This is a genomic window from Caulobacter sp. CCUG 60055 (assembly GCF_022750545.1).
Classification (GTDB): Bacteria; Pseudomonadota; Alphaproteobacteria; order Caulobacterales; family Caulobacteraceae; genus PUIC01.
Map to the genome: position 1 here is coordinate 118,456 of NZ_PUIC01000010.1, position 12,155 is coordinate 130,610.

At 70.9% G+C, this 12,155-nt stretch carries 12 protein-coding genes; 2 read left to right on the forward strand and 10 right to left on the reverse strand.

Going from position 1 to position 12,155, the window contains the following annotated elements; translation table 11 throughout:
- The first annotated feature begins 27 nt into the window (after nucleotides 1-27).
- On the forward strand, nucleotides 28-363 hold the full coding sequence (gene trxA, locus C5708_RS14960) for a thioredoxin (protein ID WP_242922378.1): 336 nt from the start codon (nucleotides 28-30) through the stop codon (nucleotides 361-363).
- A gap of 54 nt (nucleotides 364-417) precedes the next feature.
- Here trxA and C5708_RS14965 read toward each other — a convergent pair whose 3' ends face one another.
- The 5 genes from C5708_RS14965 to C5708_RS14985 all read right to left on the reverse strand — a co-directional run bounded on the left by C5708_RS14965 (nucleotide 418) and on the right by C5708_RS14985 (nucleotide 5,522).
- A complete protein-coding gene (locus C5708_RS14965; protein ID WP_242922379.1) occupies nucleotides 418-1,737 on the reverse strand; it encodes a folylpolyglutamate synthase/dihydrofolate synthase family protein in 1,320 nt (439 codons plus the stop codon).
- 108 nt (nucleotides 1,738-1,845) lie between these two features.
- Complete coding sequence (locus C5708_RS14970) at nucleotides 1,846-2,769, reverse strand: acetyl-CoA carboxylase carboxyltransferase subunit beta (RefSeq protein WP_242922381.1); 924 nt, start codon at nucleotides 2,767-2,769, stop codon at nucleotides 1,846-1,848.
- 2 nt (nucleotides 2,770-2,771) lie between these two features.
- On the reverse strand, nucleotides 2,772-3,620 hold the full coding sequence (gene trpA / locus C5708_RS14975) for a tryptophan synthase subunit alpha (protein WP_242922383.1): 849 nt from the start codon (nucleotides 3,618-3,620) through the stop codon (nucleotides 2,772-2,774).
- A gap of 5 nt (nucleotides 3,621-3,625) precedes the next feature.
- A complete protein-coding gene (gene trpB / locus C5708_RS14980) occupies nucleotides 3,626-4,846 on the reverse strand; it encodes a tryptophan synthase subunit beta (RefSeq protein ID WP_242922385.1) in 1,221 nt (406 codons plus the stop codon).
- A 37-nt stretch (nucleotides 4,847-4,883) separates the two neighbouring features.
- Nucleotides 4,884-5,522 (reverse strand): phosphoribosylanthranilate isomerase, encoded by a 639-nt coding sequence (locus tag C5708_RS14985; protein ID WP_242922387.1) that lies wholly within the window; start codon nucleotides 5,520-5,522, stop codon nucleotides 4,884-4,886.
- Nucleotides 5,523-5,611: 89 nt separating this feature from the next.
- On the opposite strand from C5708_RS14985, the gene C5708_RS14990 reads away from it, so the two are divergent.
- Nucleotides 5,612-7,171 (forward strand): glucan biosynthesis protein, encoded by a 1,560-nt coding sequence (locus C5708_RS14990; RefSeq protein ID WP_242922388.1) that lies wholly within the window; start codon nucleotides 5,612-5,614, stop codon nucleotides 7,169-7,171.
- A 16-nt stretch (nucleotides 7,172-7,187) separates the two neighbouring features.
- Here the strand turns inward: C5708_RS14990 and mscL are convergent, their stop codons facing one another.
- From mscL to aroA, 5 genes are all read right to left on the reverse strand, one after another.
- On the reverse strand, nucleotides 7,188-7,607 hold the full coding sequence (gene mscL / locus C5708_RS14995) for a large-conductance mechanosensitive channel protein MscL (RefSeq protein WP_242922389.1): 420 nt from the start codon (nucleotides 7,605-7,607) through the stop codon (nucleotides 7,188-7,190).
- Between the two features lie 100 nt (nucleotides 7,608-7,707).
- Nucleotides 7,708-7,992, reverse strand: coding sequence for an integration host factor subunit beta (locus C5708_RS15000; protein WP_242922390.1), 285 nt, complete (start codon nucleotides 7,990-7,992; stop codon nucleotides 7,708-7,710).
- A gap of 205 nt (nucleotides 7,993-8,197) precedes the next feature.
- The gene (gene rpsA / locus C5708_RS15005; protein WP_242922391.1) at nucleotides 8,198-9,913 is read right to left on the reverse strand and encodes a 30S ribosomal protein S1; all 1,716 of its coding nucleotides are present in this window, start codon (nucleotides 9,911-9,913) and stop codon (nucleotides 8,198-8,200) included.
- Nucleotides 9,914-10,062: 149 nt separating this feature from the next.
- Nucleotides 10,063-10,716, reverse strand: a complete 654-nt coding sequence (cmk, locus tag C5708_RS15010; RefSeq protein WP_242922392.1) for a (d)CMP kinase — start codon at nucleotides 10,714-10,716, stop codon at nucleotides 10,063-10,065.
- 4 nt (nucleotides 10,717-10,720) lie between these two features.
- Complete coding sequence (aroA, locus tag C5708_RS15015; protein WP_242922393.1) at nucleotides 10,721-12,037, reverse strand: 3-phosphoshikimate 1-carboxyvinyltransferase; 1,317 nt, start codon at nucleotides 12,035-12,037, stop codon at nucleotides 10,721-10,723.
- Nucleotides 12,038-12,155 lie beyond the last annotated feature (118 nt).

Sequence of the window (12,155 nt, forward strand, 5' to 3'; positions counted from 1 at the left end):
AGTCCGGCGCGCAGCAGGAGCCTGTTCATGAGCACCGTTAAGGTCACGGACGAAACGTTCGAACGCGACGTGCTGAAAGCTGAAAAGCCGGTCCTGGTGGACTTCTGGGCCGAGTGGTGCGGCCCGTGCAAGCAGATCGCCCCGGCGCTGGAGCAGATCGGCGAGGAGCTGGCCGACGTGGTCACCGTCGCCAAGCTGAACATCGAGGAAAGCCCGACCACCCCGTCGCGCTACGGCGTGCGCGGCATTCCGACCATGATGCTGTTCCGCGGCGGCCAGATGGCGTCGATGAAGGTCGGCGCCATGCCCAAGCAGAAGATCCTCGACTGGCTGAACGAAGTCGGCGTCCAGGCGGCCGCCTGACGTCCTTGGCCCTCCCGGCCGGCCCCGCGCGGGCGCGCCGGAGGGCGGCGAGGATCAGACGGGCCAGGTCTCCGGGCTGAGCGCCAGGACCTCGCCCGCCAGGTGCAGCGATCCGCAGATGACGATGCGCGGCGGCGCGCCCTCCACGGCGAGGGCGCGCCGCATTGCGTCGTGGACGCCGTCGCAGGGATCGGCGACCAGCCCGGCCTCGCCGGCGGCCAGCGCCAGGTCGTCGGGCGAGGCGGCGGCCTCGGCCTCGAAGGCGGTGGTCAGCACCATCGGCGACACCTCGGCCAGCGGCGCGAAGAAGCCGCGGGCGTCCTTGCGCGCCAACAGACCGCAGATCAGCACGGTGGGACGGCCGTCCCGCGCCTGCAGTGCGGCGAGGGCCTGAGCCAGGGCCCGGCCGGCGTGGGGGTTGTGGCCGCCGTCGAGCCAGAGGTCGGCGCCGCGCTCGGCGGCCATGGCCGCCAGCGGTCCCTGGGTCAGGCGTTGGAACCGCGCCGGCCAAACGGCGCCGGCGACGCCCCGGGCGATGGCGGTCTCGTCGATCCGCGCTTCCTCCAGGGCCAGGGCGGCGGCCACGGCCAGGCCGGCGTTGTCGAACTGATGCGGGCCGAACAGGCTGGGCGCGGGCAGGTCGAGCAGGCGGTCGGGCGTTTGCACCATCAGCCGGCCGCGCTCGCTCCAGGCGTCGATCTCGCGGCCGATCACCGTCAGCGGCGCGCCCAGCGCCTCGGCGCGGGCCTCGATCACCGCCATGGCCTCGTCGTGCTGGCGCGCGACCACGGCCGGCGCGCCGGCCTTGATGATGCCGGCCTTTTCGCCGGCGATGGCGGTCAGGGTGTCGCCCAGGAACTCGCGGTGATCGATGTCGACCGGGGTGACGACGCTGACGGCCGGCCGGTCGACGACGTTGGTGGCGTCCAGCACGCCGCCCAGGCCGACCTCCAGCAGGCACAGGTCGGCGGGGGTCTCGGCGAAGGCCTGGAACGCCGCCGCCGTGGTGATCTCGAAGAAGGTGATCGGCTCGCCGGCGTTGGCCGCCTCGACCCGCTCCAGGACGTCGGCCAGGCGGTCCTCGTCGATCAGCCTGCCGGCCAGGCGGATGCGCTCGGCGAACCGCACGAGGTGCGGCGAGGTGAACACATGCACCTTGAGTCCGGCGGCCTCGCCGATGGCGCGCAGATAGGCGACGGTCGAGCCCTTGCCGTTGGTGCCGGCCACATGGACCACCGGCGGCAGCAGGCGTTCGGGATGGCCCAGGGCCGCGCACAGCCGGCGCATGCGGCCCAGCGACAGGTCGATGCGGTTGGGGTGCAGGGCGCGCAGGCGCTCCAGCGCGGCGTCGTGCGGGCGAAGCTGATCGGTCATGCGGTCCATCCTCCCCCGGAGGGCCCTTGGGGCCGCCGGGGCGCGGGGACGGGATAGCACCGGCGGGGGCGGGGGCAAGCCCCGATCCCCGGCCGAGACGGCCTGGCCTCAGGCGGCGGCGCGCCCGCGGCCCATCATCAGGGTGCGAAGGACCGAGCCGAGCACGTTCGGCAGCTCCTTGCGCGGAACCACGCGGTCGACCATGCCCTTTTCGAGCAGGTATTCCGAACGCTGGAAGCCGGCGGGCAGGGTCTCGCGGATGGTCTGCTCGATCACCCGCGGACCGGCGAAGCCGATCAGGGCGCCGGGCTCGGCCAGATGGATGTCGCCGAGCATGGCGTAGGAGGCGGTGACGCCGCCGGTGGTGGGGTCGGTCAGCACCACGACGTAGGGCAGCTTGGCCTGCTTCAGCTCCTGGATGGCCAGGGTGGTGCGGGCCATCTGCATCAGGGACAGCGTCCCTTCCTGCATCCGCGCGCCGCCGGCGGCGGTGTAGGCGACCAGCGGGGTCTCGCGCTTCAGCGCCTCGCGGGCGGCGGCGATGAAGGCTTCGCCGGCGGCCATGCCCAGCGAGCCGCCCATGAAGGCGAAGTCCTGGACCAGCACCGTGGCCGGCACGCCCTTGATCTCGCCCACGGCGGCGGCGATGGCGTCCTGCTCGCCGGTGGCCTTGCGGGCGGCGGCCAGGCGCTCGCCATAGGGCCGCCCCTCGAAGAACTTCAGCGGGTCTTCCTTGACGCGCGGCGGCTCGAGCTCGTCATGGACGCCGCCGTCGAAGGTGTAGGCGAAGCGCAGCTCCGGCCCGATCCGCATGTGCCGGCCGGCCGGCGTCACCCACTGGGCGGTCTCCAGGTCCGAGCGGTAGATCATCTCGCCGGTGTCGGGGCACTTGACCCAAAGGTTCTCGGGCGTCTCGCGCCGGGCGAAGGCCCCGCGCACCCCGGGGGCGATCTTGGCCAGCCAGCCGCCGCGCTTGCGCTCGCCGGAAGGCGATTGGGACTGAGGCCCGGACGGCGTCTTTGCTTCAGTCATGCTCATGCCTGGACCCCGGCGGCCGGGGCCGTGTTTGCTCGCGCCATCCGCACAGCCTTAGCCAGCGCGGCGACGGATTCCAGAACTTTCGGCGCCGGCGGCTGGTTTCCGGCCAAGCTCGCGGCAATTTGATCGACCAGGGCCGAGCCGACCACGGCGGCGTCGGCGACCCGGGCCACCTCGGCGGCGCGTTCGGGGGTCTTGATGCCGAATCCCACCGCCACCGGCAGGCCGGAGGCGGCGCGCACCCGGGCTACGGCCGGGGCGACGGCGTCGGCGTCGGCTTCCTTGACGCCGGTCACGCCGGCCACCGACACGTAGTAGACGAAGCCGGAGGTGCGGCGGACCACCACCTTCAGGCGGTCGTCGTCGGTGGTCGGGGTGGCCAGGCGAATCAGCGACACGCCGGCCGTGTCGAGCGCGTCGGCCAGGGGGTCGGCCTCTTCCGGCGGGCAATCGACCACGATCAGGCCGTCGACGCCGGCCTCGGCCGCGTCGTGGGCGAAGGCCGCGAAGCCGTAGCTCACCAGGGGATTGAGATAGCCCATCAGGATGATCGGCGTGTCCCCGTCGGTCTCGCGGAAGCGGCGGACCAGGGCGAGCACGCCGCGCAGGGTCATGCCGGCGGCCAGGGCGCGCTGGGCGGCGCGCTGGATCGGCGGCCCCTCGGCCATCGGGTCGGAGAACGGAAAGCCCAGTTCGATCAGGTCGGCGCCGGCGCCCGGCAGGCCCTTGAGAATCTCGAAGGCGGTGTCCGGATCGGGATCGCCGGCCATCACATAGGCGACGAAGGCGGCGCGGCCTTCGGCCTTCAGCGCCGCGAATCGGGCGTCGATGCGTTGCTTGGTCATGTCTCTCAGATCGTCCGGCCGACGGCGTCGGCGACGGTGAAGATGTCCTTGTCGCCGCGGCCCGACAGGCACAGCACGACGACGCCGTCCTTGCCGACGTCCTTGGCCACCTCGCCCAGCTTGGCGATGGCGTGCGAGGATTCCAGGGCGGGAATGATGCCTTCCAGTTCGGCGCAGAGCCGGAACGCGTCCAGCGCCTCCTGGTCGGTGCAGGTCAGGTAGGAGGCCCGGCCGATGTCGTGCAGCCAGGCGTGCTCGGGGCCGATGCCGGGATAGTCGAGGCCGGCCGAGATCGAGTGGGCTTCCTGGATCTGGCCGTCGTCGTCCTGCAGCAGATAGGTCTTGTTGCCGTGCAGCACGCCGGGGCGGCCGCCGGTCAGCGAGGCGGCGTGCTTGTCGGTGTCCAGGCCATGGCCGGCCGCCTCGACGCCGTAGAGGCGCACGCCCTCGTCGGCCAGGAAGGGGTGGAACATGCCGATGGCGTTCGAGCCGCCGCCGACGCAGGCGACCACGGCGTCGGGCAGGCGGCCCTCGATCTCGAGAACCTGCCGCTTGGTCTCCTCGCCGATCACCGCCTGGAAGTCGCGGACCATGGCCGGATAGGGGTGCATGCCGGCGGCGGTGCCGATCAGGTAATAGGTGTCGTGGACGTTGGTGACCCAGTCGCGCAGGGCCTCGTTCATGGCGTCCTTCAGGGTCGCCGCGCCCGAGGTCACCGGCCGCACCTCGGCGCCCAGCAGGTTCATGCGGAACACGTTGGGCTTTTGCCGCTCGACGTCGGTGGCGCCCATATAGACCACGCAGGGCAGGCCGAAGCGGGCGCACACCGTGGCGGTGGCGACGCCGTGCTGGCCCGCGCCGGTCTCGGCGATGATGCGGGTGCGGCCCATGCGCTTGGCCAGTAGGATCTGGCCCATGCAGTTGTTGATCTTGTGCGCGCCGGTGTGGTTCAGCTCCTCGCGCTTGAAATAGATCTTCGGTCCGCCGAAGTGCGCGGTCAGGCGCTCGGCGAAATAGAGCGGGTTCGGCCGCCCGACGAAGTGCTTGAGATGGCCGTTCAGCTCGGCGTGGAAGGCCGGGTCGGCCTTGGCCTCGGCATAGGCGCGGTCCAGTTCGTGGACCAGCGGCATCAGGGTCTCGGGGACATAGCGGCCGCCATAGTCGCCGAATCGGCCCTCGGCGTCGGGATAGGCGGAATAGTCGTTGGGTTTGGACGGCGCGTTCAAGGCGATCCCCGGCAGGCGCGAAACTCGGGCCGCAAGCTCAGCTGCGGCGGACGGCCTCCAGGAAGGCCGAAATAAGGCTGGGGTCCTTTAGCCCCGCGCCGCGCTCCACGCCAGAGGAAACGTCGACCAGGGGCGCGCCGGACAGGCGCACGGCCTCGGCCACGTTCCACGGATCGAGGCCGCCGGCGAGCAGGTGCGGCCGCTTGAAGCGCCGTCCCTTCAGCAGGGTCCAGTCGAAGGACGCGCCCAGGCCGCCCGGCCGGTCGGCGTCCTTGGGCGGCTTGGTGTCGAACATCAGGTGCTCGGCGACGTCTTCATAGTCGGCGGCGGGCGCGAGGTCCTCGGCGGTCGCAACGGGCAGGACCTTGATGATCCCGGCGCCGGTGCGGCGGGCGATCTCGGCGGCGCGGGCGGGCGTTTCCTCGCCGTGCAGCTGGAAGAGGTCGGGCCGCAGAACGGTGTTGATGGCTTCCAGCGTCGCGTCGTCCGGATCGACGACCACGGCGCAGACCTGGGCGTGGCCGCGGGCCGGCTCGGCCAGGCGCGCGGCGGCCTCGGCCGTGACGTTGCGCGGGCTCTTGGCGAAGAACATGAAGCCGAGGAAGGCCGCGCCGCCGTCCAGGGCCGCGCGCACCGCCTCGGGCGTCGACAGACCGCAAATCTTGGCTTTCGTCATGGTCTCCGCAGCCCGAACCGGCGTTTGGGCGTTGTCATAGGCCCTGGTCCGACAATAAGGCGAGAGAAGAATCGAATGTCGGAGTTCGCATGCGGCGCAGGGACGTGATGACCGGGGGCGTGGCGATGGCGGCGGCGGCCGCGACGGGAGCGACGGAGGCGCGGGCGCAGGAGCCGGCGGCCGACGTCTTCGCCCAGGTGCGCCGGATGGCCGCCGAGCGGGCCCGCCGGCCGTTCGAGCCGGTCGACGTAGCCCTGCCCGCCGCGCTGCGCGATCTCAGCTACGACCAGTACCGCGACATCCGCTTCCGCCCGGACAAGGCGCTGTGGCGCGCCGAGGGATTGCCGTTCCAGGTCCAGTTCTTCCATCGCGCCGGCCGGGCCCCCAACCGGGTGGACATCTTCGAGGTGGTCGAGGGGGCGATCCGCCCGATCCGCTACGATCCGGCGCTCTACAGCTTCGACGGCCCCAAGCCGCCGGCCGCGCCGGGGGACATCGGCTTCAACGGCTTTCGCATCCACGCGCCGGTGAACAGGCCCGACTATTTCGACGAGGTCTGCGTCTTCCAGGGCGCGGCCTATTTCCGGGCCCTGGGCAAGGGGCAGATCTACGGCCTGTCGGCGCGCGGCTTCTCCATCGACACCGGCGAGCAAACCCCCGAGGAGTTCCCCGACTTCCGCGCCTTCTGGCTGGAGCGGCCGGCGGCGGGGGCCGCCTCGGTGACCGTCCACGCCCTGAGCGACAGCCCCAGCGGCGTCGGCGCCCACCGCTTCGTCATCACCCCCGGCGAGGCCGCCGTGTTCGAGGTGGATTTCGAGCTGCACCCGCGCAAGGCGATCGCCGGGCTGGGCGTCGCGCCGATGAGCAGCATGTTCCTGTTCGGCCCCGACCGGTCGGGCGCCCCGGCCGAGGTCGAGGACGACTATCGCCCCGGCGTGCACGATTCCGACGGCCTGGCCATGGCCAACGGCGTGGGCGAGCACCTGTGGCGGGTGCTCGACAACCCGGCCTCGACGCAGGGCAGCCGGTTCGACGACCCGGGCGTGCGGGGTTTCGGCCTGGTCCAGCGCGAGCGGCGCTTCGCCGCCTATGAGGACCTGGAGGCGCTCTATCATCGCCGTCCCAGCCTGTGGGTCGAGCCCAGGGGCGACTGGGGTCCGGGCGGGGTCTACCTGCTGGAGATCGCCACCCGCCAGGAGACCGACGACAACATCGCCGCCTTCTGGCGGCCGGCGGCGCCGCTTCCCGCCCTGGTTCCACGGGCCTTCGCCTATCGGCTGTCGTGGGGCGCGCGCCTGGGCGAGGCGGCGGGGCTGTGCCGCGTCGTCCAGACCCGCTCGGGGGCCGGCGGCGGCAAGGGCTGGGCCGATGCTTCCGACGCCGCCTCGCGCGGCCTGCGCCGCTATGTCGTCGACTTCGATTTCCCGGTCGGCCTGCCGACCGACCTGAAGGCGGCCGTGCAGGTCAGCGCCGGCGAGGCGCGCAACATCGTGCTGCACCCCAACCCCGAGGCCGGCGGCCTGCGGCTGGCGTTCGAACTGGCGCCGGGGAGCGCCAAGGTGGTCGATCTGCGCGCCAGCCTCCAGGCCGGCGGCCGCATCGTCTCGGAGGTCTGGCTGGACCGCTGGACCGCGCCCAGGCAGGGCTGAGCGCGGCGGGCGTCGGTCAGGACTTGGGCTTGGCCTGCAACAGGTCGCGGATTTCGGTGAGCAGGGCCTCGCTCGGGGTCGGCGCCGCCGGCGCCGCCGGCTCGGCGGCCTCCTCGCGGCGCAGGCTGTTGACCAGCTTGACCAGCAGGAACACCACGAAGGCGACGATGACGAACTGGATCAGGGTGTTGACGAAGGCGCCGTACTGGATGGCGACCTCGGGGTGGAGCTTGGCGTCGAGGCCCGCCGGCTGCAGCACCCATTTGAGCTGGGCGAAATCCACCCGCCCGAGCGCCAGGCCGATCGGCGGCATGATCACCTGATCGACCAGGCTGCCGACGATCTTGTTGAACGCGGCGCCGATGATCACGCCGACGGCGAGATCGATGACGTTGCCGCGAGCGATGAACTCACGGAATTCCTTGAAGATGCTCATGATCCCTCCCGGGCGCTGGCCTTAAATCGCTGAGAGAAAGGTTTCGCGCGGCGGAAGGTTCCGTCAAGCCGCCGCCCCGAGCCTCGCCGCCGGCCGGGCTTCAGGCGTCGACGTTCAGGCGCTCGCGCAGCTCCTTGCCGCTCTTGAAGAACGGCACGTGCTTGGCCTTCACCTCGACCGGCTCGCCGGTGCGCGGGTTGCGGCCGGCGCGGGCCGGCCGCGAGCGCACCGAAAAGGCGCCGAAACCGCGCAGCTCGACCCGGCCGCTGGCTTCCAGCGCCTGGATCATCCGCTCGAAGATCACGCTGACGACGCGCTCGACGTCCTTCTGAGTCAGATGCGGATTTTCGTTCGCGAGTTTCGCGATCAGCTCCGACTTGATCATGGCTCTCGCCCCCAACCCCTTACCGGCGCGGACCATGTGCGACTCTCAAAACCATTTCAAGGGGTTGCAATCGTTAACAGGATCGCCTCGCCGCCTGGCGGCGCATTTTCCCGCTCAACCGGCCTGGGGCGCATGAAAAAGGGCGGCCCGATCGCTCGGGCCGCCCTCGGATCGCTCCGTCAGGAGGCGTTCCTAAGCCGTGGGCTTATTCCTTGCCGCCGGCCTTCTCGCGAAGGGCCGCGCCGAGGATGTCGCCGAGCGAGGCGCCGGAGTCGGACGAGCCGAACTTCTCGATCGCTTCCTTGTCCTCGGCCATCTCCAGGGCCTTGACCGACAGCGACACGCGGCGCGCGGCCTTGTCGATGTTGGTGACCTGGGCGTCCAGACGATCGCCGACGGCGAAGCGTTCCGGGCGCTGCTCCTGGCGGTCGCGCGACAGGTCCGACTTGCGGATGAAGGCGCTCATCGGCGCGTCTTCCTCGCCGAACTTCACCTCGATGCCGCCCGAGGTCACTTCGACGACCGTGGCGGTCACCGTCTGGCCCTTGCGGAAGGTGTCGTTGGCCAGCGGATCGCCGCCCAGCTGCTTGATGCCGAGCGAGATGCGCTCCTTCTCGACGTCGACGTCCAGCACCTTGGCCTTGACGACATCGCCCTTCTTGTAGCGGGCGATGGCTTCCTCGCCGGGGGCCGACCAGTCGATGTCCGACAGGTGGACCATGCCGTCGATGTCGTTGTCGAGGCCGACGAACAGACCGAACTCGGTCGCGTTCTTGACTTCGCCTTCGACGGTCGAGCCGACCGGATGGGCCGCCAGGAAGGCTTCCCACGGATTGGCCATGGCCTGCTTGAGGCCCAGGCTGACGCGGCGCTTGGACGGATCGACGTCCAGCACGACCACTTCCACTTCTTGGCTGGTGGAGACGATCTTGCCGGGATGGACGTTCTTCTTGGTCCAGGACATTTCCGAGACGTGCACCAGGCCTTCAACGCCGGCTTCCAGCTCCACGAAGGCGCCGTAGTCGGTGATGTTGGTGATGCGGCCGACGAACTTGGCGCCGACCGGGTACTTGGCTTCGACGCCGTCCCACGGATCCGACTGCAGCTGCTTCATGCCGAGGCTGATGCGCTGGGTGTCGGGGTTGATCTTGACGATCTGGACCTTGACGGTGTCGCCGACGGCCAGGACCTGGCTCGGGTGCGAAACGCGCTTCCAGCTCATGTCGGTGACGTGCAGCAGGCCGTCGATGCCGCCCAGGTCCACGAACGCGCCGTAGTCGGTGATGTTCTTGACCACGCCTTCGCGGATTTCGCCTTCCTGCAGCTGCGAGACCAGCTCGGTGCGCTGCTCGGCGCGGGCTTCTTCCAGGATGGCGCGGCGCGAGACGACGATATTGCCGCGCGGACGGTCCATCTTGAGGATGGCGAAGGGCTGCTCCTTGCCCATCAGCGGGCCGACGTCGCGCACGGGGCGGATGTCGACTTGCGAACCGGGCAGGAAGGCCGAGGCGCCGCCCAGGTCGACCGTGAAGCCGCCCTTCACGCGGCCGACGATCGAGCCCATGACCGGCTCGTTCTTGGCGTAGACGCCTTCCAGGCGGGTCCAGGCTTCCTCGCGGCGGGCCTTGTCGCGGCTGATCACCGCTTCGCCGAGGGCGTTCTCGACGCGCTCGAGGTAGACCTCGACGGTGTCGCCGACCTTGATGGTCGCCTTGCCGTCGGCGCCGACGCCGAATTCCTTGGTGGCGATGCGACCTTCGGTCTTCAGACCGACGTCGACGATCGCGAAATCCTTTTCGATCCCGACGACCTTGCCCTTGACGACGGTGCCTTCAGCGAAGTCGCTGCCGCCGCCCATGCTCTGGTCGAGAAGCGCGGCGAAATCGTCGCGCGAGGGGCTCATGCTCATATCGTCAGCCATATGACTCTTCTCAGTGTTGAACGCGAAAAGATCGCCGCACGGCGGTCGGACCTCGGGTCCGCGTTCGGTTAGGGGTTGAACCGAAGAGCGCAGAACAAGATCCTGCGCTGAGTTTCGCCCGCGGCTGACGAGAGAATGGCGCGGGTGGATTAGCCCTTGAGGGATTTCTCCCAGCGGGCGCGCGCCGTCTCGATGATGCGGCGGGCCGCATCGGCGGCCTGGGATATACTCATTTCCGTCGTGTCCAGCAAGACGGCGTCGATCGCGGCGGCCAGCGGCGAATCCGCCCGGCCGCTGTCGCGGGCGTCGCGGAGGCGGATGTCGGCGAGAATGTCGTCATAGCTCGCCGCCTCGCCCTTGGCGGTCAGCTGCAGCCAGCGCCGCTCGGCCCGGACCTCGGGGCTGGCGGTGACGAACAGCTTGGCCGGGGCGCCGGGAGCGATGACCGTGCCGATGTCGCGGCCGTCGATCACCGCGCCGGGCTCCTGCTCGGCGAAGCGCATCTGGAAATCGCGCAAGGCCCGCCGGACGCCGGGATGGACGGCCACCCGGCTGGCGGCCTCGCCGGCGGCGCGGGTGCGCAAGGCGTCGTCGTCGAGGGCGCCGGCGTCGAAGGCGCGCGCCGCGGCCTCGGCCTGGGCCGCGTCGTCGAGGTCGCCGCCGGCGCGTTGCAAGGTCACGCCGACGGCGCGATACAACAGGCCGCTGTCGAGGCAGGGAAGGCCGTAGGCCCGGGCGAGCTGCTGGGCGATGGTGCCCTTGCCCGAGGCGGCCGGGCCGTCGACGGCGATGACGAAGCCCATGCGGTCAGGCCTCGGCGATCTCGCCGCCCAGCCCGGTCATCAGGCTGCGGAATGTCGGGAAGCTGGTGGCGATCATGCCGGGCTCGTCGACCGTGACCGGCGTCTGCGCGGCCAGGCCCAGGACGAGGTGCGACATGGCGATGCGGTGGTCGCCCTGGGTGCGGACGAGGCCGCCGCCCTTCACCTTTCCCGCGCCCCTGACGATGAAGCCTTCCGGCTCTTCCTCGACGGCGACGCCGCAGGCGGCGAGGCCCGCCGCCATCAGGGCGATGCGGTCGCTTTCCTTGACCCGCATCTCGCCGACGCCGCGCATCACCGTCTCGCCCTCGGCGAAGGCGGCGGCCACGGCCAGGATCGGATATTCGTCGATCATCGACGGCGCCCGCTCGGGCGGCGCTACGACGCCCTTCAGCGCCGAGTGGCGGGCGGTGACGTCGCCGACGGTCTCGCCGCCTTCCTGGCGCTCGTTGGCGATGGTCAGGTCCGCGCCCATCTCGCGCAGGGTGTCGAACAGGCCGGTGCGCAGGGGGTTGAGCAGCACGCCCTCGACCGTGACCTCGGAGCCGGGGACGATCAGCGCCGCGACCAGCGGGAAGGCGGCCGAGGACGGATCGCCCGGCACGCGCACGTGCGTCCCGTGCAGCTTCTGGCCGTAGCCCAGGTGGATGCGGCGCACGCCGCCCTGGTCGGCGACGTCGACCTCGGCCCCGAAGGCGCGCAGCATGCGTTCGGTGTGGTCGCGGGTCGGTTCGGGCTCGAACACCTCGACGCCGCTGTCGGCGTGCAGCCCGGCCAGCAGCACCGCCGACTTGACCTGGGCCGAGGCCACCGGCAGGCGGTAGGTCAGGCCGTGCAGGTTGCCGCCCTTCATCGTCAGGGGCAGGCGGCCCTTGTCGCGGCCCACCCAATAGGCCCCCATCCGCGCCAGCGGCTCCAGCACCCGGCCCATCGGCCGCGAGCGCAGGGAAAGGTCGCCGGTGAAGGTGGCGCAGATCGGGAAACCCGCCGCCGCCCCCATGATCAGGCGCACGCCGGTGCCGGCGTTGCCGCAGTCGATGACGTCCTCGGGCTCGGAGAAGCCGCCCTGGCCCTCGATCCGCCAGCGGCTGTCGCCAAGCTGCTCGACCCGGGCGCCGAAGGCGCGCATGGCCGCGGCGGTGCGCAGGACGTCGTCCCCTTCGAGCAGGCCCTCGACCGTGGTTGTGCCGGTGGCCAGCGCGCCCAGGATCATCGAGCGGTGGGATATCGACTTGTCGCCGGGCGCGCGCACGCGCCCTCTCAATGGCGACCCCGGGCGGGCCGTGAGGTTGGCGCTGGCCATGTCGGAATCGAGCCTTGCCTGATAGGTTCTCTGGAACCGGCGGAAGTTTGGGGGCTTTGCTTTTGACAGCGGCTTTGCGCCGTGGCAAGGGAGCCGCCGCTTTCGCCACGGAAATCCA